Consider the following 26,072-nt stretch of genomic DNA (forward strand, 5'->3'; position numbering starts at 1 on the left):
CTGTCCCGAAGTTGTTATGCCCGGCATTCGCCGGTTGTAGTGCTTCAGGACGGAACGGTGGGCACCTTGATGGTGCCCAAACAAACATAGAGAACGTGGAGACACCCATGCAAACCGACACAACTCGCGAGAACCCGCAGGGCACCTTGCCGCAGGCCGCCGATTCGAATTCGGATCTGTCCGCCACCGCGCCTGGCCAGCTGCGCGTGATCAAGCGTAACGGCACTGTCGTTCCTTACACCGATGACAAGATCACCGTCGCCATCACCAAAGCGTTTCTCGCAGTTGAGGGCGGCACCGCTGCCGCTTCGTCGCGAATCCACGACACCGTTGCCCGCCTGACCGAACAGGTCACTGCCACCTTCAAGCGTCGCATGCCATCGGGCGGCACCATCCACATCGAAGAAATCCAGGACCAGGTCGAACTGGCCCTGATGCGCGCCGGCGAACAGAAAGTCGCTCGCGACTACGTGATCTACCGTGACGCTCGCTCGAAAGAGCGCGCCGCCCATGCACCGGTCGAAGAAGCGGTCAACGCTCACCCGTCGATCCGCATCACCCGCGCCGATGGCAGCCTGGCGCCGCTGGACATGGGTCGCCTGAACACCATCGTCACCGAAGCGTGCGAAGGCCTGGAAGAGGTCGACGGCGACCTGATCCAGCGCGAAACCCTGAAAAACCTGTACGACGGCGTGGCCCTGACCGACGTCAACACCGCCCTGGTGATGACCGCCCGTACCCTGGTCGAGCGCGAGCCGAACTACTCGTTCGTGACCGCCCGCCTGCTGATGGACACCCTGCGTGCCGAAGGCCTGGGTTTCCTCGGCGTCGCCGAAAGCGCCACCCACCACGAAATGGTCGACCTGTACGCCAAGGCCCTGCCTGCCTACATCGCCAAGGGTATCGAATTCGAATTGCTGAACCCGGTTCTGGCCGACTTCGACCTGGAAAAACTCGGCAAGGCGATCAACCACGAGCGCGACCAGCAGTTCACCTACCTGGGCCTGCAAACCCTGTACGACCGTTACTTCATCCACAAGGATGGCGTGCGCTTCGAATTGCCACAGATCTTCTTCATGCGCGTGGCCATGGGCCTGGCGATCGAAGAGAAGCACAAAGAAGACCGTGCGATCGAGTTCTACAACCTGCTGTCGTCCTTCGACTACATGTCGTCGACTCCGACCCTGTTCAACGCCGGCACTCTGCGTCCACAGCTGTCGAGCTGCTACCTGACCACCGTGCCGGATGACCTGTCGGGCATCTACCACGCGATCCACGACAACGCCATGCTGTCGAAATTCGCCGGTGGCCTGGGTAACGACTGGACGCCGGTTCGTGCGCTGGGTTCGTACATCAAGGGCACCAACGGCAAGTCCCAGGGCGTCGTGCCGTTCCTGAAAGTGGTGAACGACACCGCCGTCGCCGTTAACCAGGGTGGCAAGCGCAAGGGCGCTGTATGTGCCTACCTGGAAACCTGGCACATGGACATCGAAGAGTTCATCGAGCTGCGCAAGAACACCGGTGACGATCGTCGTCGTACCCACGACATGAACACCGCCAACTGGATCCCTGACCTGTTCATGAAGCGTGTCTTCGATGACGGCAAGTGGACCCTGTTCTCGCCATCCGAAGTCCCGGACCTGCACGACCTGACCGGCAAGGCCTTCGAAGAGCGCTACGAGTACTACGAAGCCCTGACCGAGTACCCGGGCAAGGTCAAGCTGTTCAAGACCATCCAGGCCAAAGACCTGTGGCGCAAGATGCTGTCCATGCTGTTTGAAACCGGCCACCCATGGCTGACCTTCAAGGACCCGTGCAACCTGCGCAGCCCGCAGCAGCACGTCGGCGTGGTCCACAGCTCGAACCTGTGCACCGAGATCACCTTGAACACCAACAAGGACGAGATCGCCGTTTGCAACCTGGGCTCGATCAACCTGCCGAACCACATCGTGGGCGGCAAGCTCGACACCGCCAAGCTGCAACGCACCGTGAACACCGCCGTGCGCATGCTCGACAACGTGATCGACATCAACTACTACTCGGTGCCGCAAGCGAAGAACTCCAACTTCAAGCACCGTCCGGTCGGCCTGGGCATCATGGGCTTCCAGGACGCGCTGTACCTGCAGCACATCCCTTACGGTTCCGACGCTGCCGTCGAGTTCGCCGACAAGTCGATGGAAGCGGTCAGCTACTACGCGATCCAGGCTTCCTGCGACCTGGCTGACGAGCGTGGCGCCTACGAGACGTTCCAGGGCTCGCTGTGGTCCAAGGGCATCCTGCCACTGGATTCGCAACAGATCCTGATCGAAGCCCGTGGCCAGAAGTACATCGATGTCGACCTGAACGAAACCCTGGACTGGGCACCTGTGCGCGCCCGTGTGCAGAAAGGCATTCGTAACTCCAACATCATGGCCATCGCACCGACCGCAACCATCGCCAACATCACCGGCGTGTCGCAGTCGATCGAACCGACCTACCAGAACCTCTATGTGAAATCGAACCTGTCGGGCGAATTCACCGTGATCAACCCGTACCTGGTTCGCGACCTTAAGGCTCGCGGTCTGTGGGACTCGGTCATGATCAACGACCTGAAGTACTACGACGGTTCCGTGCAGCAAATCGAACGCATCCCGCAAGAACTCAAAGAGCTCTACGCGACCGCGTTCGAAGTGGACACCAAGTGGATCGTCGACGCGGCAAGCCGTCGTCAGAAGTGGATCGACCAGGCTCAGTCGCTGAACCTGTACATCGCCGGCGCTTCGGGCAAGAAGCTGGACGTGACCTACCGCATGGCCTGGTACCGTGGTCTGAAAACCACTTACTACCTCCGTGCCCTGGCCGCGACCAGCACCGAGAAGTCGACCATCAACACCGGTAAGCTGAACGCTGTTTCCAGCGGCGGCAACCACGGTGACGACTCGGTCCTGGCTGCTCCAGCCGGTCCTGCTCCCGTGCCGAAGGCCTGCGCCATCGACGAGCCGGATTGCGAAGCTTGCCAATGAAATCCATGTACAAATAAACGTATACATTAAGCAGTAGAACTCCATCAACCCCCTGATAACACAGGGGGTTTTTGGTTTACAGCAAAATACGAATTTCCTATACTCCCCGCCCTGCTATCACAGGTTCAGGGATCGTATACATTGCAAGCCATTCGGATCAAATCCTTCACTGCTACTGACGGCCTACCTATGGCCGTGCTGGTAGACGAGGACGGCACCCCCCCCCTTCTTACCTAATGTCTATGCAACTGTTCGATACCGGGACAGAGGCGCCGCGCTTACGACTACAGAAAAAGTCCTTCGCACCATCGGTATGGCCTACATGTGGGCACACGCTCGGAAGATCGATATCCACACAGCGCTAACCTCGCAAGCATTTCTGTCACTAGAACAATGCGAAGACTTGGCCAACTTTCTTCGAATGGATAGGGCCGCGCAGGATCTTGAAGTCCAGGGGGCAGTCGTAGCAAAGCCGCAGAAGATCATCCGATTTGAGCAAGTGCGCGGCAGGATGGCAACAACTCAGTCGACCAGCCAGATCTCAGCAGCTGAAGGCGGCTACAGAATCCAGACGGTAGTCAGATTTCTTAATCACCATCATCAACGCCTTTGCAATCAAGTGCTGACGAGCGATCAGGAGAATTTGAAAGTAGCCCGAGAGATGGCAATTCAGAGACTCCGCTCTCTAGCTCCAAGATCGGGAAATCCATCACAGGGAGACCCTGTAGAGGGCCTCCCTGAGGATGTAATGATTCATGTAGAGGGTGTATTCACACCTGGATCTGCTGACAACCCGTTCAAAGAGGATTTTATCCAAGCCCGGAATTTTTTGATCTACAGAATGTTGTCGGATAACTCCCAGCGCCGTAACGAGTTAAGACACATCCGTGTTGAAGACGTTGACTATGCCCGAAAGCGGGTACAGGTTCGAGTTTCTAAAACGCGTCCTCGTAAATTAGTGATCTCCCAAAAAACCACCGATCTTTATCGTGAGTTTGTTAGGGATTACTGGAGCAACATACCTGTGAAGAAGCGCGCTCATGGATATCTGTTCATCACTAGATCCGGGAATCAGATGTCAAAGTCAGCTATTAATCTGATTTTTGAAACAGCGCGAAAAAACTCAAAATCGATACCGAAATTCTTTGCGTCACACACTATGCGTAGGACATGGAATGACCGACTGAGCAGGAAAATTGATGCCCTGCCGCCTGAAAAGCGTATGCACCCCGAGGAAGAAAAGAAGATCCGCTGCCTTATCAACGGATGGTCAGAAAACTCAAAAATGGCTTCGAGGTATGGAGCGAGATCAGTTCGAGAACAAGCTGACAAAGTCGCAGAAGAACTAGCGAACGATATCGCAGGCAGAACATAATGGATTCAACATCTAAGACGCAATACCAAGCTGCCCTCAGCGAGGATACTACAACGCACTCTAAAAAGATTATCTTGCTTGACGGCCGGACGATCAATGCAACTATCGGAATTAGAATTGACATCCATGATAGGGATGGAAGTAGCCGTCCAATACATTTGGATCAGCTCAACACCAGCAACCCCTTACACATAAGTATATTTGATTGTATTACAATGACTCTGTCCACGCACAGCTTGTCTTACAACAACACGATATCAAGAGCGCTGAAATCATGGCTCTCTTTGGATGAAATGAAACACTGTACAAATGTCGACCTGAAGGCTCTCGGTCTCATTCTTGAAATCCTACCCTCCTATCGCGCATTCCTGATTCCTCTTTTGCGACGAATCAAGCAGCACAATCTTCTTGGTCTATCAGAAGAGTGTGCTGATTTCCTTGAGAATGATCAGAAATGGGAGCAAAAAGGTGGAGGTGCTTACTTTACTCTGATCACCAACGACCCTGAGAAAGGCGCCCTTACAAATCAGGAGCTACACAACATCCATATTGCCTTAAATGACGCGTATGCCAGTAAACACTTATCGCTATTTGTATTCACACTATGCTGGTTCTTTATCGGAACAGGAGTTCGCCCCGTTCAAGTTTGCCGAATGAAAAGAAGCGACGTAATCATTCATGACAAAGCCGGCATGGAGGTAACGCTCAAGATTCCATTGGCGAAGGGCCAAGGAGTGATCACGGAAGAACACTGGATAAGGAAGGCCCCTACAGTGCTCGCTGAGTGCTTGCTCATTTATTTGGACATGTATGGAAATAAGAAGAATGCTTTGGACGAGCCTCTTTTTAAAGGTACACCAACATACCTCAGTCATTTAGTGACTGATACGTTAGCGGGGCTGCCAACTTACTCAGAGCGCCTAGAAGGCCCAATTCACATCACCCCGTACCGATTTCGGTACACCATGGCAACGCGTGCACTAGCTCAAGGTGCTTCTGATGCTGAGGTAGCAAGACTGCTTACACACCGAAGCACCTCTTGTATTAAATATTATAGGGCATCAATGCCTGAGCTCCAAAAGCCCATACGGCAAGCTCTAGGAAAGGAAATGGATTACTTCGCCAGTGCTTTCCAAGGGCGTCTCATTGATCATCTGGACGAGGCTAGTCGTGCCGGAGATGACGAATGCGTTATCGCTGATTATCTAAGGCTAACTGGAGAGGCCTTGGGTGCTTGCGGTACTCGTGCGGAATGCCATCAGCACGCCCCTATTGCCTGCCTGTCGTGCCCATATTTTGAGCCGTTAATCAACGCTCCCTGGGAAACCTTGATGGTGACGTTGATCGAAGATCAGAAAGTCGAGACAGAGCCAAGAATTCAACAGATAAATCACAATGCTCTGTCTGCAATTCAACAGATCATGACGGCACGAGATAGCAGGACGCCTGAGGCAGTAATCTAAAATGGTTGATATTGTTCATTTCGTAGGAAAAGCGGGAGTGGCTGCGGCTGCCAACCTGGATAAATTCATCCTACATGCAAAGGTTAATACACCATTCACAAGTATCTGTTGGGAAGATAATAGCTGGAACATTACTAGCTTCAATATCGGTAAAAACCAAGGCAAGACTAAGAAAATTGCGCACTTCAAATCGCTGCGCGACCCGTCCCGCAACAAGTCAACCGTCGTAATTCCTTTTTCGATGCCGTTTCTTGAATTTGCAAAATCGGCATTCAGCGAAATCATGCGACGCTTTCACCTTCAAGAGTTCAAGCGCTATCTGTATGCCATGCAGGCGATTGAACAAGCCCTCCTGGACTCAGGTAGGCCGGCGTGCGTGACTCAGGTGGATGCAAACATTATGGACGACGCAGCAAGCTTGTTACAGCTCCGCTTCGACGATGCATGGAGCGTAGGTCGTTGCTTAGAGCGGCTAACGACTCAAATCATTGCTCCAGCGAAATTGACACCCGTACCACTCGATTGGGTATCCCCAATTGCTTATAAACAACCTATCCGTGCTGATCGTGTGGCCCCGACGACTAACGACAAAGTCGTTAGCCGTCTTCCTAGCGTACAGACAATTCTAGACCTAGCTGAAATTCATCATACAAGCGAGCATATCCCAGACCGTGTTGTGACCTCGTTCGTTACGTTGGCAATGTTTGCTCCTAGCCGGGGGTCTGAGATACTCACTCTTCCTGTGAACTGTATCCGACATGTACAGGGCGAAGAAGGCCTCATGATGGGTATTGCATGGGATCCGGCTAAGGGTGGGATGCCGCTGACTAAATTCGCAGCGTCCGAGCAGTTTGAAAGGCTTGCAACTGAAACAGTCGACTTTCTACTGGATCTTGGCGCGTCAGCTAGAAGGGCAGCTCTTTGGTATGCCGAGAATCCGGGGCAGCTTTACCTGCCTGATGATATGAAGCACTTAAGGGGACAGCCGATAACTCTTTATGAGGCCTCTAAGATACTGGGCAAACCTACTGAAATTCACTCCAGCCACGCGTCTCGGTTTGGGCTTGTGAAGATCGACGACAAAACAAACATTTCATCTCGAACTGGAGCTGCTGGGCGGTATTGGGCGAGCCTTTTTGACTTCGCCTCACTTGAAAAGGTCGTTTTGGCAAAACTCCCAGAGATATTTCCAATTTTAGACGGGTCGACAGGACTTAAATGGCATCAGGCGTTGTTTGTACTACCTGAGAACATAATTAACCCTATCGCAGAGACACTTCACAATGTTCCATCAGTATTCAGCATTAACCAAATCAACAACCAACTAGGTGCCAACCCTGCCGGAGTCACAATTTTCTCCCGTCATGGAAAAACAAACCGGGACGGCAGCCCTATGGCTATAACCACCCACGGATTCCGTCACCTTTTGAACACTCTTGCTCAAAGCAAGCACTTGAGCGAGTCACTAATCGCCTTTTGGTCGGGGCGAAAGAGCGTAATGCACAACAAATGGTACGACCACGTGCCACAAGAAGCCTTCATCGAAGCGTACCTGAAACTTGGCGACAACGTTGGTGGCATTTCTTCCGGTGAAGCGCTGAATGAAAAAGTTCAAGGGCTTATTGCCAGCCACGCATTGACTGAGCATGAGGCAATGGGAATCGAGCTAGGGTCAATCAGCGTAACTCGCTTCGGTCTCTGTAAGCACCCTTACGCTCTGACTCCCTGCCCTCTAGATAAAGACTGTTCTAACTGCTCAGAGCACGTTTTCGTAAAGGGTGATAAACGCCACCGCGAGGAGGCTGAATTCCAATACAACATTCACGCCAAGGCCGTTGCAGCCGCTACAACCGCGCTTGAAGGTGGTGAGCCAGGTGCAGCACGCTGGCTGAAGCAGAATCAGCCCCGTATGCAGCGCTGGGCTCTCATATTGGAGAAGATGAACGATGAAACGATCCCTAAGGGAACCATGATCACCCTCCCCCCACCTGAGAATACTCAGTCCAAAACCGGATTGGCTCATGCCGTCCGAATGATAGCTACAGACGTAAATCAACCGGTAGGGGTTGATCCTGCAGATGAAGCTGAAGACGCTCTTATGTCGCTGGGGTTCTTCTAATGGGCGCACCTAAGATGACCGACTCGATGATCAATCAGTCGGTATTGATGCTGGACGGCTGGTCAGGAAAGCTGACATGGGATCTGTATCTAGAAGCTCTATCTGTTGATGTAGGTCATCGATACACCAAGGCAGCAATGTTGCGACATGACCGAATTAAAGATGCTTGGGGTCACGCGAAAGAGCGATGCCGGGGTTCAGATGAAGTCTCAACCAAGCCTCCCGAAATAGCGCTCATGGATACTCGCAACAAAGAACTGGAAGAGCGCGTAAAGCGCCTTACTCGCGAAAACAACAGGCTGCTGGAACAATTTGTGCGCTGGGCTCATAACGCTTCACGGCGAGGTATGAGTTTGGAGGATTTGGAACGACCGTTGCCTTACGTCAAAACCAAAGAACTCTCATAAGGGAAGGCCATCCACGTGCGTGGCCAGCCCCCTTACGGCACCTGTCTGTTTGCCCTATAGGCTCGGGAGCATAGTCGTCTTACGTGAGCAGTTGAAGCATCTTGTCCACAAACCAGGAGCGCCTAGCAGGGCATCCAAAGCAGCGGGGGGCGTCCAGGTGGAACCGGAAGCGAGTCCCGCCGTAGTGGCTGCAGTGAGTGTCATGGAATGTGTCGAGGTGGTGGCTTGCCGTCGGTTGTAGACTGGCGCTGCCGTGCGCTACGTGTGCCTCCAGTCTACGAGTACGGGGCGATTCGCTGTCGCTTCAGCAAGCATGTTCACAGGAGCCATAGAGAGTCTCCCCACTTGGGTCGACGGCAATACCAATAGGCAAGTTGCAAATGCACTGCAGAGCAGTGTACTCCATTGGTACGCGACTTTGAGTGAGGCGATGAATGCATGGGATGCAGAGCTCTGATTGCCCTCGCTTGACCATTCATTTCATGATCATCGATGCGGGGGGGATAGCGTCAGGTGCCGGTCGGTTGTCACTCATAGTGCAGCTCTCCAAACAAACCGATCATGAGGTCTCCTTCCAAGATTTCGAACGGAAGGGTGACATATTGATCTCGATGACGAGGTAGAGCTTTCCCGTCATGTGGCGCGTTCTTAGTGTGACCTTGCACCCGCTCGCCATTTTCCTTGATATATGGAAGCACTACGATCCGGCCATGGTTCTTGGACAAAATAGTGCCTTCATGCCATAGGGTCGTACCTTCTTCGCTATTGGACTCGCCCCCGGTGTTCTTGATGACCCACCTAGGCTGCCCATCATCCTCGAACCAGAACACGAAGCCTCCACAGACCAACACCCGCTGGCCGCGCATCCTAGCCTCGGCAAGCATTTGTTTGACGCTGGCCAGTTGAAGCAGTTGGTTAGCTCTTGGAAGCAGCAGAGCACGAATCTGTGCCTTGGTTCTTCCCCAGTGATCAGCTGCCGAAAGACCAAAACCCTTGGCAGTAAATTCTCTGAGGCATATCTGTGAGCGCTTCGGGGTTAGAGCGCCGATCTCTTCCCATTCCATGTCTCCGGTACGACGAAGACAAGCGTTAAACCTTGGGAGTGCAACCACTTGCAAATATGGGGCACGTGTAAGCTGTTCGTGTAGCGGCTGCCGCAAACTATCCATTTTATTGGGCAGCTCTAAATCTTCGATGGCTGGGCGGGGCAGATGAGCATTACGTTTGATCGCCTCGCGCTCCATTAGCTCCTCTTCGTCCTGAATGCGGCGAGCCGCAGTCAAAGCCTTGTCGACCTTGAGGGTGACTGAGGCTTGGATCACGGGATCAAGCAGCGCTGTGCCTATGCGCTCGGCGGTGGTCTGGTTGAACGTATCTGCCGCAATCATAGCTTCTGCAAAGGTGCTAAATGAGGAACCACGTGCATGCCCCTGGCCGTTGTCGTAGAAGTAGCGTTTCCAGGCGAGCAGGGAGTCGGGGAAGAGCTTCAGGGCTCGCAGCTGCCATGACCAGCCGATCCCAAATTGACGGAATGGGTGTACGGCTAGGGTAGGCATCGAGTGGTACGGCATCTGATCGAGGCGCATGGTTCTTCCTTGCAGATAGGCAATGGTCGCGCCGATAGATACGCGCCGGTGGGATACCCTGTTTTCAACAATTGCAGATATACCCCATGGATAGCACATCGCCAGGATGATTCAACCTACTATCCGAATCCTGATGTTGGTAATTTCGTACTTGCAGTGAGAGATCCCACATCTAACCGCATCCCTCGATTGTGCACGTACGGGGCGATTTGCCGTCGCGTCAGTCAGTCTCTTCCCAGGTGTTACGGAGAGTGCTCACCTTGGATGGAGGTCAGCACAGCTAGGCTTTACATGAATCATGTCTGCCGGTTTACCTTTGGTAGAGCGATCAAAGCCAATTTCCCTTACGGCGTTAACCGATTGCTCTGGTTACCACGCCCACGGCTAGAGAGGTTTGCCAGGTACTACCGAGGTCACTCTCAGTCGTCGTACATGGCTAATGGGGTGTCCGGGTTCACTAGATGACCACTACGGACACCTCAGGGTGCAGGGAAGGCCTTGAAGGGATTAGTGAGGAGTCACGCATCGCGCGGAGTTTGCAGATGAGCCCGCAGTATTATTGGAGATCATCTGCAGTCAAGGCGAAATCTGGCGACCTTCTGTCGTCAAGTTTTTGCCTAGTTCGAGATCCAATCAGTTACAGAACCGGAAACGAATGCCGATAAACGTTTCGTAGAAGGCTTTCCAAGCTTGTTGGGGTTGCGAACGCGAAAACGTGTGCTTCACTCACCTCGTGAACCATTTGGATCAAGTCCTAAGCGCAATTGCGATGATGTTGAGACGATGAATTCTGTTGCATTCGTCGAGTAGTTCATAGGAAAGTGAACTCTGGTGATGAGTTTTTGATCAATCACCAGTAGAATCGCCGGTCGCTTCAGGGCACTGACACCTGAAAGCTACCCTTACCGACAGTTATATTGTGTTCGATGATGCCTAGGAAGCCCGCACCCTGACTGCGAAGCTGACGTGCCCTTTGGACGAGATAGCCATGAGCCTGCAAGCACTGATTTCCCTGTCCCGTAGCCCTGACAAGGTTGACGCTGATCGAAATGTCTCTAAGCGCCTGGAGCAATCGCGCCGGCAAATGGAGATCTACGACCGTGAAATTGAGACCCGGATCGCTGCCAAGGTAGTGACTCGCGAGCAGTTGGCGAAGACCTGCAGCCTTTAACCCCTACTTCAAGGAAAGCAGCCGTGAGGCTGCTTTTTTTATGCCTATGACTCCGTATCTCGTATCCCAATTCGCGCAATCCACCATGACCAACCTGGTGCGTGAATGCTTTGGTTACGATTTTCCGGACATCCTGACGAAGCGCCAGGTAGGTTACATATTCAATTACCTAAACCGGCTCGACGCGAAAACCGTACTGCTCGAATTTCAGTACGTGGACAAGGATTTCCTGGAAGATTTCTCGCGCTACTACGCAAAGCGTTACGGCAACGATGGGCACAAATGTGCCCGGATGCATTTCTTCGCATGTCCCTTAGATCACGGGATGGTCTCTGAGATCCTTGCAGGTGGCCCGAGCGCCGATGAGCTGGTGAAGACCCTTCAAGACAATTACCTGGGCTTCATGGTGATCAAACCGCTTCCTAAAACCTTCATAGGGAAGACATGCCTTAAGGTGATGGATGATGAGTCCACATACGACAAACGCAAGCGTCGTCTCAGCCGTAATTACAAGGTCGATCTGTTCGGGATCGGCCTGAGTGTCGAGTCGCTGGCCTTCCAAGAGCAAGACAAGGTCATAGCCGCCTGTGCAACGACCGCCATATGGTCAGCACTGCATGCTTTGCAGTGGCACAGCATTCGAAGCGTTCATTCGTGTAGCGAAATTACGATGAACGCCCTGAACGACCGCAGTGGCTCGTCCAATAGCTTTCCCAACACAGAGCTAAACGCCGAACAAATGCTGCGCTCTATTGATGCTGAGGGCTTGAGACATCATCAGGAAAACCTTCGCGGCACCGACGAGAAGCGATTCTTTGAAACAGTTGTGAGCCACATCGACAGCCAGCTGCCCCTGATTTTCATTGGAGACGTTTACTCGCTGAGCGGGCCTGGCAAGAATAGACCAACGCGTGAAGGCAACCATGCCATTTGCATCGTTGGCTACAAACAGGATCACGAAAAGATTCTGTATATCCACGACGACCGGCTTGGCCCCTATGTTCGAGCCAAGCTGATCCCCACCACAGGCTACTCGATGAAGCGTAAGCCGATGCGGGAGGCTTGGGCATTAGCACTTCAAACGATGAACTCGGACGGCACCTGGAGTGCCCCGCTTGAGCTAATCGAGCCTGACGTCCTCATCGTGCCGACAGATAAAAAGGTACGTTTACCGTTCTACTTCGCCTTAGAGACCTGCGACCGTATCAAAAAGCAAGTAGCACTGGATTGGAAGACATGGTTCCCTGCCGAAGAAACCAATGTCGCGGATGACATCTCCTGCCGGATTCGTTTAAGGGAAATCTCGCACATTCGTCAAGAGGTGAGAGATCAGAATCTGGACTACAGAACTGCAGTGGCCAGCTCGACAGATTGCGGAGATTCTCGTCTGGAACCGCTTGAAAACATGGCTAATCCAGAAGCATCTGAGCCAAGCCCAACTGTCCAGATTGAAACCCACAATCCGGCATGCCTAGACGGCGAAGATGCTCCGGAGACTAGACCTGAGGCTCGTCCGGAGGATGAAGAGGCCGACGTTCCACTGATACCTTCACCAGAAGAAGTTGAGCAGTGGCAAAAGGAAAAGGTAAATTTCTTGACGAAGGGCTTTGCCCGGTTCCAATGGGAAGCTCAGTTCTTTTTTGACGCTATTCCGATCTTCAAAATTTACATCGATGCGACTGACGTGCCCCAAGGGGACGCGGTTTCAGCCGTATTTACAGATAACCTGACCCTCGGTACAGGCATACTTAATCTGCTGAGAATGAATCCAACATCAGCGAGCTTCAAAGCGAAAGATGGTCAGTTCTTCCCCTCATTCATGCGCCGCCTCGTCGAAGTGGACGCGTCCATAGACGCCTACCTGGACGAGACCTATGGGGGGCTAAGAGCTCCTCTTTACCTCAAGGCGCAAGAGATCCACGGCCAAGACATCTTCAATAATCCGACCGCTGTCCGACTCTATGATGCACCTAGAACGCCTATTGCTGAATTGAACAGCAAATTCGCCTCTCGCAGAACCACCTACCTCATTTGGGCGGTCGCTAAAGATGGAGCACTGCTCGTCGGCAAAGAGTTCGAGGTAAAGATCGATGGTCGCTTGGAAAAATGCGGTCACCCCAGCATTACCGCGTTCCAACCCGCTCGAATAGCCGGCGAGATGCACAAGGCTGGTAAAGGTTGTTGGCAAATCAACGCCAAATCAGGCCGCTACAGTGGGGACTATCCGAACAGGGATGACCTGCTTCAAAATGCCTTGTATAAATTCCAACAGTTCTTCCCGACAGAGACGTTTATCATCCAGCCTAGTATTACGCCTGCCGTTATTCCATCTTTCAATATTCAAGAGGACGATGCAGACACTGCAAGCTTTTGAAGCAGTAGGAAAGACTGACTCCCACTGTTTAACGAACCCGATGGTGACAGTCTATCAACACGCCTTGCGGACGGATGGCTTCATAATCATGACTCGCATAGGGAAGCTGATATGAAGCTTCTGACGACCCGTGACGAGGTTCCGTACCAATGGGCACCACTCAACGCTTGTGCCACATGCTCCAAAGTCTAATCAGCTGAGGCCGTAGCATGGCGCAGGCGCTTGGCCTGCTACCAAGACATATCCGTCATGAGCTTTTTTTCACATCCACTGCTGGTGCCATTGTGGTGTTGGTAGCTACTCTTGCATTTCACCACCACGTGCTGGGATGGAACATGGACGCGCGCTACCACTATCCCCCTGATGTTTTTAATCTGCTGGTCGACACCATCCCGCTACTTTGCAGAAGTAAGGCTGATGTGCTGCTTTTTTTGCGGGGAGCAGGAGTGCCTCATGATGACCTAGCGCTGATGGACGTCACGGTTAAAACAAACCGTGATTCAGTCAGTACATTTGCAATAGTTCGCGACGTCCTTGAAAAGCTGAATAAGCGAGGGGATGGCGGCTTGGCGGCTAGGCGCGAAATCATCAAGCGTGTGGTGGAGTTCGAGGAGTTTTCAGGGTGCTGGCCCAACAATGTTCACAAGGCCAAAGCTAACGTGGGAGACCTAGCGCGCATCGTCAATGTTAAAGACTCATTTACCCGTATGAACCAGCAACGAGAGGCCGCTCATGCCGAGGTCGCCGCCAAGGCGCGAGCCGAGCGTCAAGCGACTGCAGAGAGGGATCGCAAAATTGAAGACGTGCGTGATCGGCTGAGTGCTCTCTTTGGTATGGATGGAGAACCTCAAAAGCGCGGCAAGCTCTTGGAAGGAGTATTGAACGACCTGTTCCGGGTACACGGAATTCTTTTACGAGAAGACTTCAAACGACTGGATCAATCTGGAGGCGCAGTCGTTGAGCAAATCGATGGAGTCATCGAGTTTGAAGGACATATCTACCTTGTCGAGATGAAATGGCTCAAGGATCCAGTGGGAGTGAATGATCTCGCGGCACACATGGTTAGACTGTTTGCGCGAGCTGACGCTCGAGGAATCTTCATCTCGAACTCAGATTTTGCCTCTACCACTATTGCCGAGTGCGTCACTCACTCAACCCAGAAAACGATGGTGCTTTGCACCCTAAGGGAAATCGTGGTGCTGCTCATGAACAAAAGCGACTTAGTCAGGCTCCTGCGAAGCAAGGTGCGTGCTGCAGTGATTGATAAGAAACCCTACCTCGAAAGCCTATAAGAAGGCGATGTGATTAACTCAGCTAATTCTGGAGGTGACGTATGAGATGGTTTTCCGAGGGCATTGATTGCCGATGCCTTTTGCGGCTGGACGTTGGATACAACGTGTAGAATCGATCCTAGTTTCATCCCAAGGCATTTGCATATAGGTAGCCTGTCGTCATTCGCAATCAGGCCGCACCGCCGTCGCCACAGGTTTCAGGACAAGATGAGAACCACAGATAGTCATGGGCCATCACTGTGGATAGGATGAGTTCTCGGACTAATGAGGGAATATGAAATATGAGCTCTGAATTGATGACCACCGCAGTGTGCTGGGAGGTGGGCGCCAACGTGTCGGCAGAGTACGCAAAAGACAACTCCACTTTCTATTATTTTTGTCCTGAGCCGAACTGCTTAGAAAAGGTCGTCCCAGCGCAAAGGAACAACAAATTCTTTAGGGCACCAAACAGGCATGTCACGGGATGTAAGAATGAAAAGGAGTCCATTGAGAACTCCAATGTACAGGGAGAGCAGAAAAAAGTTGCAATGGCAGTAGCACCCACGATCATCCCAAGCCACTTAGGCGCAGTTCCTACTACGAAAAAAAAGGCCATGCCTACGCGAGCACAAATGCTTGCGCTTGCCCAACAAGTTCAGAGTTCTCCAGCAATCCACCCAGGCACGCTCCAAGAAGTTGTCGATGCTTGGAGAATTTTGAGCATGAGCGAACGAGTCGAGCATCAGCTCCATATTGAAAATTCGCAATTCAATTACTTTGATGCATTCGTCCCGCTGGGTCACGCTGGGGAGGATATCAACTCAGTAAGCTGGAACAGTTCTATTGTTTTTGGAGCCGCATCGGTTGACTTATTTAATGGCTCGTTCTACATCAAAACATTCCGTAAGTTTTACAGTGATGCTAACAGAGCACAAATCCGGGTTAGGGTAAGGTCGAGCGAACCGTATTTTAACCTCCTGGTAGATGGCCAAAAAGTGACGCTATTCCTGCGCACAACCATGCCGACCATAGATGCCAGAAATAAATTTTTCGAAATCCAACCCTCGACGTTATATAGCGGCTTTGCTATTGGCTAGTAACACCGTGATGAGGGACTCATTCGCGCCAAAGTCCCCAAGTCGGCGGATTTTCGACTATATCAATCGACGTGCTGAGCTCGTACTGCATTTGCTCAAAAACCCTGTTCAGAGTCGGATGGGTATTTGACTCCCGGAGTGTGCTCAACAAATGCAGCAGCTCCTTACCCTGAGCTAAGGGCATTTGAACGTCGCAGTACACTGTGTCGTCATCGTTCTTCATTCCCATCGGGAAATCCTCGCAGTAGGATCTTGGTCTTCTGTTCCTAGACTTGGAGTTGGGTCGTGCCCCTTCGGGGAGGGCTGTCGTAAACCGAGCCTTGGCGCAAGCGCCGACTTCTCGGCCCTTCGGGCTTCCATCCCACACGCCTGCGCGCTCCGCTTACCGCGCTTATCCAGGCGCGTAATCACCTGCCTTCGGTTCGAGCGGACACTCAGGCTGAGCAAGATCCAAAGCTCAATGGGTTCCACCCCTTCGAGAGTTCAAGCTTCGAAAAAAGCACGACAGGCGTTCATCAAAGCAGTTGCGTCATGCAAAGCTCGGTGGTGCCTGGTTGTAGGCAGTAGGCGATAAATGTCACTAGCCGCCTCCCGGCCCACTAAGACCTCCAATGGCTTCAGTTGGAATGTGGGCATCAGATCTGCTGCTTCGTAGAGGACATCGAACCAAAAAACGTCTTGAGGTGAATCGCTACAGAGCACCTGACCTGGAAAAAGCTGGTTCATACGTCTTGATACAGCGACCGGCGTATCGCCTTGCAGGCGTAACTGATCCTGACAGAGCCCATGCATGTCTTGGGCGTCAAATGACCAATGTGTCCAGTAACGGGCTGGCTTGATAAGTGAGCTGAAGGAGGTCTCACTCGACGCGACGGCTACTTCGATAGGATAGCTATCAGGCGCTATTCCAGATGCTTCAAAATCGATGAAAAAAGAAGGCCGTTCCATCTCGCTGCTCCTGTTTGAGGTTGCGATTTTCAGCGGCCTCTACTACTGGTGTGCTTGCGCCGCCATCGCTCGAACCAGCCGCTCTAGCTGGTAGGAGCCTGTGCAGCTCGGTGATTTTTCAGATGCTGCATCTCACGCTCCCATTCAGTCAGAAATTTATCCCAGTCTGCGGCGTAGGGCCCATCAGTAACTCTGGTTGATCCGATGCTCGCTTGCAGAAAGCGTTCTCGCCAGGGCTGCGGGATATCGCGCTCCAAGATGATGTCGACTCCGGAGTTATGACGCATCACCGAGACAGAGTTACGAACCTCAACGACTTCAAGTGGCTTATCGCTACAGAGGGTATCGTTTCGCTCTTGGACGTCGAGGCTATCGAGGATGGTTAGGAGTTCGGAGGCATTCGGATCACCAGGATGGAAGCTGGCAAGCGCCCACAGAACCCTTCGCCTAGTTCTCTCACGCTCGCGGAGTAAATCGCAGGTCATTTCAGCCTCCTTTTCACAAAGCTCAGCGGTGGTTTTGGCGTGCCGCCTTCGGCGGATGGCTGGCGTGAACCGAGCCGTGGCAAGCCACGGCTCGGCCCTCCGGGCTTTCATCCAGCACGCCTGCGCGCTCCGCTTGCGCTGCTCTGAGGTTGATTACCTCAAAACATCGCGCGGGGTCTCAGCATGCGCTCAGATTGTAAAAAACTTGTAGGTTAGACGGCGCACCTATCGTCAAACGCGGGAGCGTTATGACTTGTGAAACTTACTAAATCGACTCGATAGTACGGCTGGCGTAATCGTTTCCCAAGCCTCAGGATTAGATGTCTTACTGAAAATCACCCAAGCTCGCCAGAGAAAAAATAAACCGGCCAAAGATGCCTCAACTAAGGCGAAGACCGTAGTGGTATGCATCATTGCGCCAGGATTATATTCACTGCTGAACCCAGCTACGAGTGCAAGCGAAGCCGCCCACCCGACGACGAACATCACACAAAACGCCAGACAGGCATAGAACGCAAGCAACGCTGGAACTCCCAGCCTCATGTTGGTGGCGAACATTCTTTCCCCACCCTCGGGTTTCATTCCGTATAAAACACCATCATTCTTTTCTTTTTTTCGACTGTTTTTGAACAAACCATACAAAGTTACATTCTTGTTAGTTTCCAGCTCTTCATAAAGTTTGCCAGGTATTACCAGATTTGGAATAACTTCCCCATCTATTTTTAGCGTCACTTTGTAACCGCCCCTCATGGGCCTGACAAAGCTTACGTTATCAACCTTTCCAGAAAACTTTACGCACTCAAATTTCATTAGTACCGGATCCCTGCATTCAATAAAAAAACGCCTCATCCTCAAAGCGGTTGCGTCAAACCACCTGATGACCTGCGCCTCCAACACGTTATCGCTGCGCAGCGTGGCGAGATCTCCGCTCACCAAGGCCCGAGTCTCTCCTCTGTCACCAGACCACTGCTGCTAACGCCGTCCCCTAGCGGTCGTATGTCTGGCCCAAGCTGATCGTATGCCACAATAATATCACTATGATCTGTTTATCGGAACACGCAACCCGTGGCTCTATCCTCGCTTTTGGGGATCCGACTCATGAATCTGAAGGAAGCGCTGGCGGGGGCATTACGCGGAGCCCGTGCACACCAAGGGTTGAGTTATGAGGATCTCGCAGGGGCAACGCACCGGACGAATGTAGGGAAGCTTGAGCAGGCCAGGACGACGCCGACGCTGGAGAAACTGGACGAGATCGCTGACTACTTGGGCCTCGACCTTTTGACGGTAGTCACTCTCGCCATTGCGGCTCAGGGTGACGAACTCCCTTCGGAAACTTTGCAACGTACTGCCTTGCGAATCAGGGAATTCGAGATGTCCGGAGGGTGGCAGCTAGTAGAGGAGCAATTTAGTGATGGAAAGCTCATCAAGCGCTCCCAGGGAAAGCCTAAGCAGCCGCTTAATGCGGATTACATTCGAGCCTTGAAAGCGCAAGGTCTCGACAGGAAAACAATCGCTGAAAAGCTCGGCATCGCCAGAAGCACAGTCCAAAAATATTGGAATAACTGAGCCGGCAGAACATCAGCTATCCCTGACCCGCCCTGGCGTAACCATCCCACTCGACCAACCGTTTCCCCCTGCATTCGCTCATGCAGTTTCTGACGCGGTTTTGAGTGGTTGCTCTAACTTCGCAGAGGTAAGGTCTGCCCTCAACTAAAGAAGAGAGCAGGTATTTTGATGAAAAAAGTCTTAGGCGTAGCTTTGCTGCTAATTGTGGCGGATGCCCAGGCACAGACCGTGGAAGCGGAGATGACAAAGCTGAAGCAGCTTGCCGAAAGCTGTATCGCTTCACTTTCCAGTCAGAGCTGCGGCGCAACCACTTCCTGTAATGTGTTCAAGAGCTACAGCAGAGAATTGATGCCGGATGGCCCTGCTGGTTATTACGAGTTGCATGGCCCGGATAAGTCAATGAACCCTCAAAATGGAAAGCTGGTTAGCGAGGCAGTGAAAGCCGCTTCCAAGGCAGATAAGGCCGGAGAAAAGTGCAATCCGACGTAGCTGCTTTTGGATCTGCAGGGCGCATTCCTATGCGATTCAGGTGGCCGATAGCAGTCTAGCGCTAGGCAGCTATCAGCCGGTTCCGTCCGTTTACGTAAAGCCCAGACACTCGAGCGACGACTGAAGACAATCTGAGCAATTCGCGGTTTATGGCGCGCTCTATCGGGTCGGCTGTCGTAAACCATGCCATGGCTGACGCCAAGTCATGGCCCTTTGGGCTTCCATCCTCCCGCCTCCGGCATACTGGCCTGCGCGCTCCGCTTGCCCCAAAGCAATGGAGCTTAGTCATCCTGCTTGGTCATATTTCTGTTGGAAGATGCGGTTGCCGGGGGGGACAATGCGGTTTTGGTAGCCTGGTAGGTGAGCTTGCCTTACCTCCACTAGGTTAGTGTCGCAATCGCTAGCACGGAGCTATATATGTGGATTTTGAATTCGGGGAGGAAACATTTTTTAGACTTTCTTCGCAATACATCAATTCAGTTTTTCCTTATGGTGCTGGTTGCCATATCCGCAGGAAAAGCTAACACCCTCATAACAAAACAGCGCTATGGAGACGCGGCTACCATGGGGCTGATTTGCTTTCTCATATTTTTACTACTTTATCTAGCTGCTCACGCCAATATCAAAAACTTCTTTATTGAGTTTAGGTCTGGGGCAACGCCCGGTCTTGATCCGTATGTTAAGAGTTTGGCTGGGCAAGACCTCAAGCGTAAGAATCGTCTGACTTTCGCTTATCTACTGAAATACGGAAAGTCAGCTTTCGTAGAGGCATGCGTGCTGGTAATAGGTATTTACTTTGTCATGATATTCGGATTTTTCTATTCCGTTGAAAATGCACAAAGCTTTATGACTAAGGAGGACGGCAAAGGCGCTGCCCTAGTTAAAACGGGTCGCCTTGACGAAAAATAAAACATAGCGGCGAGTTCGGGCTGTATAGCATTCGATGGCACGTCTTCGAGTTTTTTGAACGGAGCGTTGATAAATGAGGGGAACATCCCGCCGTCTTCCAAGGCTTGAATTGCCCGTCTTACCTTCGTCCTTTCCGCTGCTATGCTGATTTTTTGACTAATAGAGACGTGCATCATGACCGAATACTCGCTATCAGATGTGCTGGAAAGGATGTACCAAAACCAGCTGGCCCTTGAGGCTGCGCTCATGGAGCTGACCCTCCAGGTGGAAGCCCAGGGACATGCGGAAGTCGGCGACAACGTCTGAGGTGCGCTTTACACAATTGGTGAGAACGCTGGTCATATCAAACAGGGGCTGGCCAGGCTAAAAAAACTCCCATGACCCAGCCGCTTTTCGATTTTGATCTCAAACGCGTTTCCCGCATGCACTACATCACTGGTAAGGCAGCGATCGACTTTCCGCACCCTAGAAGCATCACTGGCGGATGGCATTTCCTGTCCTGCTTCGACCGGGATTCGGGTGTCACCAAGGTATCTCTTGCGGGTATTCACTATCCTGACACCGCCGGTTTCTTTGACAACTTGGGGGGTCATGGACGCTACTGAGCCACTCGCTCAGCGTGGCTGGTCTGTAGGGGGGCGGCGGCTTTACATGGCGGATCATTACAGAGCCGCAGCAGTCATGATCGCGAGATGGGCCCTGAGCGACGCCGGGCACTGCAGCGTCGAAATTGATGAGTGGTTTCCATCCCCATCAGAGAAACAACGACTACTCAAAATGCTGAGCGGGGCAAAACCGAGGTTCCTTGAGATTGGCAGGCTGCAGAAGTTCGGAGCTTGGCTAACCTCCCAGGGCTCTATCTCGGACTTCTAAGTCCTAACGCAAGGGGCCCTCCAATATTCGTTCCAATCATCGTAGTGCTCCTCAGACTCCGGCTGGCCCAGAAATTATAACGGTGGATCTGCTAGCAGACTGATCGAAACTCCCCAAACGGGTTGGCAAGATGCGCTCACATCAACCACCAACCATTACCGGAGTCACCATGTACCACACCCCTACCCTCGACGACGCTTGCCACGTGCTCACGGCCCTGGACACCATCCCTCGACCTTACGGAGATAACGAAGGCGATGCGATCAACAGCGAAAGCGTTTATTACTCGTTGTCAGCTGAGCACCGGGCGATGGTTGACCATGCTGAAGACGTGGTCAAAATCTACACTCGCACGCCAGATCAACAGCCCAATAACCGGGCAATCCGTCATCTCCTGAATCGGGGTTTCAAGGTCTACCTGGGCCAGGATCAATACGACCCATACCGCCTCGTGGGAGCAGTAGAAACGCAGGAGTGGGCTCTTGTGATCTCTGACCCTAAAAGCACCGAAATCGAATTCTAAAGGTCGTCGAAGTGAATGAAGGTACCGTCTTTAAGGCGGTACCCTGGGATGATCCCAAAATCTGGATATTCTTTCTGATGTCTTTCTTGTTTGCAAAGCTCTTTGCACAAATCATAAATTTTGCTGTCAGATATTTTAATATCCGTTCTATTGGATTGCGCAATTTCTCTAACAAGAGCTTTGGAAATTGCGGTCATGGCTTTACTAGCGCTTTTCCACATCGGGCGTATTCCATCGGGCCCTTCTTCCCGCAAGCTGTAAAATAACTCTCTAGCCCTAGCCTTACCCAATATGAATCTAGTATCTGTAGAGTGACGCTTTTCAGCATTAATCCTAGCCTTTCTACTATCTGCAACCGTATCGAATCGCTCCATTATGTATTCAGATGAGTGATACATGCCTAACATGTGACTAGCATCAATAAGGTAGCTATAAGCCTCGTCCATCGATCCATTTTTGGACGCTTGGTGGGATTGGAGAAGCAGCCCACATATACCAAAAATAGCTTCAGGCGAGTGGTGAGGAGTATCAAGATTTTTGGCAATCATTCTCGATACGAGTTCTTCATCTGAAAATAACATCGCATGGTTAACATACAGGTACAGATCATCACCTGGATTGCCATGACCAGCCAATGTAGGGATTAACCCCTTCCAGAAGATAAAAACCTGCATCTCTTTGATGTTAGATTTACCTTCTTGACTGCTGTCTTCAATTATGAGCTTAAGCGCCGGAGAAATTCGAGTTTCAAAATAGCTCCCAAAAATATCCAGAGCCTTGGCCCATAGCCGATTCAACTCGTTTTCATAATTTCTTTGCGGTCGTGTTTCTTTATGAATGACAGTATCGAGGTCTGGGTATTCCGGCAGCACCACCTCTCTGATAATTTTAAATATCTCATCAATATCTTGTTTTAAATGATTCCAAATATCGAACCCTCGATCACTGGTTTTTTGAAGACTTTGTTGGCGGCGGACAAGCTCCAGAAACAGGGCCTGCATCTTTTTCTGATTTTCAGAGGATTCCATTTGAGGCTCCGTCACTGCTTTTTGTGCGGTTTATCGGCTTCAACTCCCTAGGTTTCTGCATCCCGCCAGAGGGCATAGAACTCGTCCAGCAAGGCCTGACCATCCCGCTTAAGGTTGGCTCTAGAGGCGGAGATAAAAATCGTTGAACCGGATCATGTCCATGTGAATTGGCTCCGAGGGCATCGGTAGGTAGCACACTGCCTAGACATGCCTGCTGGCAGGGGTTGAAATGTCATGCCATGGGTCTGGTTGTTGGCCTGCTATTCTGAGTCGATTGAGATTGTAGGGAGTTTCATTGGGGCTAAAATTTCATTCAACAGGTTTACTGCTTCAGATCTAAGCTCATTAAGCTTGTCTGCAGTCTCCCTGTCTCGAATCTCAATTACAGATGGGTGCTCAACAATGCGTTTGCCAGCTAGAGCTTTTGTTGAGATATCTCTTGCGCGCTGTAATAGCTTTGCCGCTGCGTTGAGCTCTTTTGGTTTCTTTTTTGGAACTATTGCCTGATCAATAACATGGTTGCCCCGGTCTTTCAAGCATCCAGTGGCTATTGCATTTTGAGTTGCGGCCAGCGCATCAATGAAGTCTGTTGCCCTATTCTCTAGATGAAATGGAGTTCTTATTGCTGGGCGATTAAACGCCATATGTAGAAGCAGGTAGTAATGTTCGACTGGGTCGTAGGTCTGGCGGTATTTGAGCACATTCTCATAGTATCTATACATAAGTTCCTGGTTGTTGTTCAAAAATTCAACGTAATCTTCCCAGAAGATTAGTGACACAGAAAATCCGCTCTTTTTATTTCTGTTGAACTCACGTACGTACTGTTGAAGCTCCGCATCCTTTGGCCCAGTTGTGCTGATAACAAAGCGATCCAGTTCGGGGATAAAGCTTTTAGCCGCATTTATTTCATCGTCGATCTCTTTTTTAGTTAGCGTGCTGGAGGGGGCATCAGCCCCGGGCTTCGTTTTCCAGATGCGTTTTTTACACTGAATACCAGTGTGCTCCTTCTGCGTGCTGTTGTATCCAGAGACGTCAACGCCCGCTTGTGCCTGGCCTTGTCGTCCATTTCTCTCCGCATAGTCATCCTTCCACACGGTTCTAGCATAGTCTAAGGTGAGTCGCTCGAAATCCTGCCAGTACGCAGGAGGCATAACATCGACGAAAACATTACCCATCAATTATTCCTTCAATTTTAGATTTGGGGTGACATTGAGGCTTTGGACTGCTTGGTGCTTAATGGAAGCGAGCAACTCTAAAGCGAAGTATCAGAATTCTCATTGAGTATCCGCTTCCAATGACGATTCACTAGGCTAGGCGACAAGCCCAACTCCTGGGCGATCTGCGCCTGTGTCATGCCGGTTGCCTTTAGCCTCCTGACGGCGTCGAGGCTTTCAGGGTTCTGAGGCTTTCCGCGTGTACGCTGAATCAAAGCCCCATCGGCAAATTGCTCTGCTAATAGCTCCATGCCCCCATCAGCTTCAAACGCTCGAAGCTGCTCTTGTGCATTTTTCATGAGGTCAGGATATGGCGTCCCCAGCCGTGCGGACATGCACAAGGTCAGCAGGGCGAGCGGATCTATCTCAAGTGCTTCAGACAGGTTTTCGAATTTCTCAAGCGTGATGCTGGTTTCACCGCGCTCCAGAGCACTGATCTTAGACTTGGCGATGGCATCCGAAAGCTTCTCATACCGGAAGCGTTTGTTCAGGCGTAGAGCCCTGAGGGTACCTGCTAAGGCGATTTTGAGATGCATGGTTTGGCCAAAAGTCAGGATATAGCCATACCACTGGGTTTCCGATAAACATCAATATGAGGTATTATTGTAAATATCGGGGCGGCTCCAATCCCTCTCTCCAGGCCCGACGCCAACAAGGGAGGTGAGCTGACAGCGACCACGCCCTGACAATTTATGATAAATCCTAAGGGTGGAGAGATGGACGTGGATAGCCCCATTCAAGATGGTCTGTTGGGCGATCCTGGTGTCAGCCTAATGGGCGCGGAGCTTTGCCTTGATGACGCCCTGCAGGCGGCCAGAAAGCACTACAAGCACCTTCCACTATGTGTCGTCGAAGAGTGGATCATCCTGGACGCCATGGTCACTGACGCCGAGCGCGCAAAGGTAGTCGCCTCAGGCTGCCAGCCAATGTTTCTATTTGCCCACCAGGTGGTGCACGACGAACAGAGACGATTCGAACCCGGTAACTGGGTGCGTTCCAGTATGGGCACCACCTTCAAAGAAGGCTTCCTGTTTGCTACGCGGAACTCGGTCTACGTTCTTCTCGGCCCTGGGCACCGGAAGTCGTCTTCCATCGACGCAATATTTTCCCTTTTCTGATCACCAACCGACCTCTGCTGGGCAGTTGATGTCCGCAGCAGCTCGATGCGACGAAGCTCAGAATCATAAGTTTCGCAGGAGCACTCGGTAAGGCCTCGAGGCAACGCCTTCCGACAAGACAATGATCCCTTCAAGTAAATTGCAGGTGCGCCTGGTGGGCCTGCTTCACACGAGAAACAAGATGTTCAGGATTTGCATGCAAGACCAGGCTGGGCCCGTTGGAATGTTCGGGGACGACCTGGCTCACTTTCACGCAGTTTCACGATCTCTCGCAACGCATTGGTATCACGTCAGTCTCAAGCGCCGGCATGAGGGACGGTTCGTAGCTTATGAAGAGATGCTGAACGATGAGCCTCGCTTAGTGGAGCTGCTGGTCTCCCAAGACGAGAGCTTAGTCATTCAAGACGTTCAGGTCGTCACCCCGGCATGGATGAACAACGGGTCAGGCTGGAAGATGGAAAAGCTGGAATCACTTTCCATGGGGTTCAACCAAGTGGAGGTGCCGATTTGCGTTATGCAGGTCGAGAGTGGCGATGTGTACGTCAATACCCATCAGCGCGACCTAGATTTTTATGCCTTAGTTGGGGTAAGGGAGCTATATCGGCGCCGTTCTGAGACCACCGGTTTAGCATCAGCGTCGGAGTCCGTATAGCCATGCACGACATCAATACCGTCGCGGTCGATTTACACGAAAAGCGCTACTCGGACTTCGACCTCCTTCGCATCGCCAAAGCAGTGAGCCAAGATTACAATGGGCTGGTCACGGCCTACCTGGTGAATGTCCATATTCATGCATGCAGTGCCGTTGGCGTAGTTTTCAGTCACATTTGCCCTGGGCCGTACCAACGATTTGCAGATGGTAGGCTGATTCGGACATCGGATATTCAGTCCGTTACGAAGGAAGGTAGGTTTTGGGTGATCAACACGGTCAACTCCAAGTACGTGATTGCGACGTTTAGGCGTGATGTCGGGCGCCGCAGCTTGCGTGAGTTCTTACGTATAGCAGGCGCCAGGTATCTGCCAACGCCTGATCGACTGCAATAAATCCTGCATC

General features: G+C 51.9%; 24 protein-coding genes and 2 pseudogenes. 18 read left to right on the top strand and 8 right to left on the bottom strand.

The window, feature by feature from the left end; genetic code table 11:
- The first annotated feature begins 107 nt into the window (after window positions 1–107).
- The 5 genes from AC07ZE_RS22605 (at window position 108) to AC07ZE_RS22625 (ending at window position 8,366) form a co-directional block, all read left to right on the top strand.
- The gene (locus tag AC07ZE_RS22605; RefSeq protein ID WP_095195798.1) at window positions 108–3,002 is read left to right on the top strand and encodes a ribonucleoside-diphosphate reductase subunit alpha; all 2,895 of its coding nucleotides are present in this window, start codon (window positions 108–110) and stop codon (window positions 3,000–3,002) included.
- A gap of 403 nt (window positions 3,003–3,405) precedes the next feature.
- Window positions 3,406–4,377: a tyrosine-type recombinase/integrase gene (locus tag AC07ZE_RS22610; RefSeq protein WP_259331986.1), complete on the top strand. Its 972-nt coding sequence runs from the start codon at window positions 3,406–3,408 to the stop codon at window positions 4,375–4,377.
- Window positions 4,377–5,840: a site-specific integrase gene (locus AC07ZE_RS22615; RefSeq protein WP_207266702.1), complete on the top strand. Its 1,464-nt coding sequence runs from the start codon at window positions 4,377–4,379 to the stop codon at window positions 5,838–5,840. Before AC07ZE_RS22610 ends, AC07ZE_RS22615 begins: the two co-directional genes overlap by 1 nt.
- 1 nt (window position 5,841) lies before the next feature.
- Window positions 5,842–7,959 carry a hypothetical protein gene (locus AC07ZE_RS22620; protein WP_207266703.1) on the top strand — a complete coding sequence of 706 codons (2,118 nt, stop codon included), beginning with the start codon at window positions 5,842–5,844 and terminating at the stop codon, window positions 7,957–7,959.
- 14 nt (window positions 7,960–7,973) lie between these two features.
- Window positions 7,974–8,366: a hypothetical protein gene (locus AC07ZE_RS22625; protein ID WP_207266704.1), complete on the top strand. Its 393-nt coding sequence runs from the start codon at window positions 7,974–7,976 to the stop codon at window positions 8,364–8,366.
- Window positions 8,367–8,893: 527 nt separating this feature from the next.
- Here AC07ZE_RS22625 and AC07ZE_RS22630 read toward each other — a convergent pair.
- Window positions 8,894–9,952: a hypothetical protein gene (locus AC07ZE_RS22630; RefSeq protein WP_207266705.1), complete on the bottom strand. Its 1,059-nt coding sequence runs from the start codon at window positions 9,950–9,952 to the stop codon at window positions 8,894–8,896.
- Between the two features lie 988 nt (window positions 9,953–10,940).
- Here AC07ZE_RS22630 and AC07ZE_RS22635 point away from each other — a divergent pair.
- The 4 genes from AC07ZE_RS22635 (at window position 10,941) to AC07ZE_RS22650 (ending at window position 15,865) form a co-directional block, all read left to right on the top strand.
- Entirely contained in the window at window positions 10,941–11,123 is a 183-nt protein-coding gene (locus tag AC07ZE_RS22635) for a hypothetical protein (RefSeq protein WP_200986130.1), read from the top strand.
- Between the two features lie 85 nt (window positions 11,124–11,208).
- Window positions 11,209–13,497 carry a C39 family peptidase gene (locus AC07ZE_RS22640; protein WP_207266706.1) on the top strand — a complete coding sequence of 763 codons (2,289 nt, stop codon included), beginning with the start codon at window positions 11,209–11,211 and terminating at the stop codon, window positions 13,495–13,497.
- Window positions 13,498–13,706: 209 nt separating this feature from the next.
- A complete protein-coding gene (locus AC07ZE_RS22645; protein ID WP_259331987.1) occupies window positions 13,707–14,789 on the top strand; it encodes a restriction endonuclease in 1,083 nt (360 codons plus the stop codon).
- A 281-nt stretch (window positions 14,790–15,070) separates the two neighbouring features.
- Entirely contained in the window at window positions 15,071–15,865 is a 795-nt protein-coding gene (locus AC07ZE_RS22650; RefSeq protein WP_207266707.1) for a hypothetical protein, read from the top strand.
- A 19-nt stretch (window positions 15,866–15,884) separates the two neighbouring features.
- Here AC07ZE_RS22650 and AC07ZE_RS22655 read toward each other — a convergent pair whose 3' ends face one another.
- From AC07ZE_RS22655 to AC07ZE_RS22670, 4 genes are all read right to left on the bottom strand, one after another.
- Complete coding sequence (locus AC07ZE_RS22655; protein ID WP_259331988.1) at window positions 15,885–16,094, bottom strand: hypothetical protein; 210 nt, start codon at window positions 16,092–16,094, stop codon at window positions 15,885–15,887.
- Window positions 16,095–16,348: 254 nt separating this feature from the next.
- Window positions 16,349–16,813, bottom strand: coding sequence for a 3'-5' exonuclease family protein (locus tag AC07ZE_RS22660; RefSeq protein ID WP_207266708.1), 465 nt, complete (start codon window positions 16,811–16,813; stop codon window positions 16,349–16,351).
- 83 nt (window positions 16,814–16,896) lie between these two features.
- Window positions 16,897–17,298, bottom strand: a complete 402-nt coding sequence (locus tag AC07ZE_RS22665) for a hypothetical protein (protein ID WP_207266709.1) — start codon at window positions 17,296–17,298, stop codon at window positions 16,897–16,899.
- Between the two features lie 246 nt (window positions 17,299–17,544).
- Complete coding sequence (locus AC07ZE_RS22670) at window positions 17,545–18,231, bottom strand: hypothetical protein (RefSeq protein WP_310650383.1); 687 nt, start codon at window positions 18,229–18,231, stop codon at window positions 17,545–17,547.
- Window positions 18,232–18,396: 165 nt separating this feature from the next.
- Here AC07ZE_RS22670 and AC07ZE_RS22675 point away from each other — a divergent pair, with 165 nt between their 5' ends.
- From AC07ZE_RS22675 to AC07ZE_RS22700, 6 genes and pseudogenes are all read left to right on the top strand, one after another.
- Window positions 18,397–18,864 (top strand): helix-turn-helix domain-containing protein, encoded by a 468-nt coding sequence (locus AC07ZE_RS22675; RefSeq protein WP_207266710.1) that lies wholly within the window; start codon window positions 18,397–18,399, stop codon window positions 18,862–18,864.
- 168 nt (window positions 18,865–19,032) lie between these two features.
- The gene (locus AC07ZE_RS22680) at window positions 19,033–19,353 is read left to right on the top strand and encodes a hypothetical protein (RefSeq protein ID WP_207266711.1); all 321 of its coding nucleotides are present in this window, start codon (window positions 19,033–19,035) and stop codon (window positions 19,351–19,353) included.
- Between the two features lie 417 nt (window positions 19,354–19,770).
- A complete protein-coding gene (locus AC07ZE_RS22685; protein ID WP_207266712.1) occupies window positions 19,771–20,262 on the top strand; it encodes a hypothetical protein in 492 nt (163 codons plus the stop codon).
- 171 nt (window positions 20,263–20,433) lie between these two features.
- Window positions 20,434–20,643 (top strand): annotated as a pseudogene (locus AC07ZE_RS22690) (hypothetical protein).
- Window positions 20,640–21,135, top strand: a pseudogene (locus AC07ZE_RS22695) (hypothetical protein). Before AC07ZE_RS22690 ends, AC07ZE_RS22695 begins: the two co-directional pseudogenes overlap by 4 nt.
- A gap of 169 nt (window positions 21,136–21,304) precedes the next feature.
- Entirely contained in the window at window positions 21,305–21,658 is a 354-nt protein-coding gene (locus AC07ZE_RS22700; RefSeq protein WP_207266713.1) for a hypothetical protein, read from the top strand.
- Here AC07ZE_RS22700 and AC07ZE_RS22705 read toward each other — a convergent pair.
- The 3 genes from AC07ZE_RS22705 to AC07ZE_RS22715 form a co-directional block, all read right to left on the bottom strand.
- Window positions 21,655–22,686 (bottom strand): hypothetical protein, encoded by a 1,032-nt coding sequence (locus AC07ZE_RS22705; RefSeq protein WP_207266714.1) that lies wholly within the window; start codon window positions 22,684–22,686, stop codon window positions 21,655–21,657. The genes AC07ZE_RS22700 and AC07ZE_RS22705 overlap by 4 nt on opposite strands.
- Before the next feature lie 260 nt (window positions 22,687–22,946).
- Complete coding sequence (locus AC07ZE_RS22710) at window positions 22,947–23,861, bottom strand: PDDEXK family nuclease (protein ID WP_207266715.1); 915 nt, start codon at window positions 23,859–23,861, stop codon at window positions 22,947–22,949.
- A gap of 77 nt (window positions 23,862–23,938) precedes the next feature.
- A complete protein-coding gene (locus AC07ZE_RS22715) occupies window positions 23,939–24,436 on the bottom strand; it encodes a winged helix-turn-helix transcriptional regulator (RefSeq protein WP_207266716.1) in 498 nt (165 codons plus the stop codon).
- Between the two features lie 180 nt (window positions 24,437–24,616).
- On the opposite strand from AC07ZE_RS22715, the gene AC07ZE_RS22720 reads away from it, so the two are divergent.
- The 3 genes from AC07ZE_RS22720 (at window position 24,617) to AC07ZE_RS22730 (ending at window position 26,062) form a co-directional block, all read left to right on the top strand.
- Window positions 24,617–25,018, top strand: a complete 402-nt coding sequence (locus AC07ZE_RS22720; protein WP_259331989.1) for a DUF6957 family protein — start codon at window positions 24,617–24,619, stop codon at window positions 25,016–25,018.
- 181 nt (window positions 25,019–25,199) lie between these two features.
- The gene (locus AC07ZE_RS22725; protein WP_207267870.1) at window positions 25,200–25,670 is read left to right on the top strand and encodes a hypothetical protein; all 471 of its coding nucleotides are present in this window, start codon (window positions 25,200–25,202) and stop codon (window positions 25,668–25,670) included.
- 2 nt (window positions 25,671–25,672) lie between these two features.
- Complete coding sequence (locus AC07ZE_RS22730) at window positions 25,673–26,062, top strand: hypothetical protein (RefSeq protein ID WP_207266718.1); 390 nt, start codon at window positions 25,673–25,675, stop codon at window positions 26,060–26,062.
- Window positions 26,063–26,072: the final 10 nt, after the last annotated feature.

It is taken from the genome of Pseudomonas sp. GW101-3H06 (genome assembly GCF_059424605.1).

Coding starts and splice junctions, on each gene's coding strand:
- AC07ZE_RS22605 (WP_095195798.1), top strand. CDS start 108: ATGCAAACCGACACAACTCGCGAGAACCCGCAGGGCACCTTGCCGCAG.
- AC07ZE_RS22615 (WP_207266702.1), top strand. CDS start 4,377: ATGGATTCAACATCTAAGACGCAATACCAAGCTGCCCTCAGCGAGGAT.
- AC07ZE_RS22620 (WP_207266703.1), top strand. CDS start 5,842: ATGGTTGATATTGTTCATTTCGTAGGAAAAGCGGGAGTGGCTGCGGCT.
- AC07ZE_RS22625 (WP_207266704.1), top strand. CDS start 7,974: ATGACCGACTCGATGATCAATCAGTCGGTATTGATGCTGGACGGCTGG.
- AC07ZE_RS22630 (WP_207266705.1), bottom strand. CDS start 9,952: ATGCGCCTCGATCAGATGCCGTACCACTCGATGCCTACCCTAGCCGTA.
- AC07ZE_RS22635 (WP_200986130.1), top strand. CDS start 10,941: ATGAGCCTGCAAGCACTGATTTCCCTGTCCCGTAGCCCTGACAAGGTT.
- AC07ZE_RS22640 (WP_207266706.1), top strand. CDS start 11,209: ATGACCAACCTGGTGCGTGAATGCTTTGGTTACGATTTTCCGGACATC.
- AC07ZE_RS22645 (WP_259331987.1), top strand. CDS start 13,707: ATGGCGCAGGCGCTTGGCCTGCTACCAAGACATATCCGTCATGAGCTT.
- AC07ZE_RS22650 (WP_207266707.1), top strand. CDS start 15,071: ATGAGCTCTGAATTGATGACCACCGCAGTGTGCTGGGAGGTGGGCGCC.
- AC07ZE_RS22655 (WP_259331988.1), bottom strand. CDS start 16,094: ATGGGAATGAAGAACGATGACGACACAGTGTACTGCGACGTTCAAATG.
- AC07ZE_RS22660 (WP_207266708.1), bottom strand. CDS start 16,813: ATGGAACGGCCTTCTTTTTTCATCGATTTTGAAGCATCTGGAATAGCG.
- AC07ZE_RS22665 (WP_207266709.1), bottom strand. CDS start 17,298: ATGACCTGCGATTTACTCCGCGAGCGTGAGAGAACTAGGCGAAGGGTT.
- AC07ZE_RS22675 (WP_207266710.1), top strand. CDS start 18,397: ATGAATCTGAAGGAAGCGCTGGCGGGGGCATTACGCGGAGCCCGTGCA.
- AC07ZE_RS22680 (WP_207266711.1), top strand. CDS start 19,033: ATGAAAAAAGTCTTAGGCGTAGCTTTGCTGCTAATTGTGGCGGATGCC.
- AC07ZE_RS22685 (WP_207266712.1), top strand. CDS start 19,771: ATGTGGATTTTGAATTCGGGGAGGAAACATTTTTTAGACTTTCTTCGC.
- AC07ZE_RS22700 (WP_207266713.1), top strand. CDS start 21,305: ATGTACCACACCCCTACCCTCGACGACGCTTGCCACGTGCTCACGGCC.
- AC07ZE_RS22705 (WP_207266714.1), bottom strand. CDS start 22,686: ATGGAATCCTCTGAAAATCAGAAAAAGATGCAGGCCCTGTTTCTGGAG.
- AC07ZE_RS22710 (WP_207266715.1), bottom strand. CDS start 23,861: ATGGGTAATGTTTTCGTCGATGTTATGCCTCCTGCGTACTGGCAGGAT.
- AC07ZE_RS22715 (WP_207266716.1), bottom strand. CDS start 24,436: ATGCATCTCAAAATCGCCTTAGCAGGTACCCTCAGGGCTCTACGCCTG.
- AC07ZE_RS22720 (WP_259331989.1), top strand. CDS start 24,617: ATGGACGTGGATAGCCCCATTCAAGATGGTCTGTTGGGCGATCCTGGT.
- AC07ZE_RS22725 (WP_207267870.1), top strand. CDS start 25,200: ATGTTCAGGATTTGCATGCAAGACCAGGCTGGGCCCGTTGGAATGTTC.
- AC07ZE_RS22730 (WP_207266718.1), top strand. CDS start 25,673: ATGCACGACATCAATACCGTCGCGGTCGATTTACACGAAAAGCGCTAC.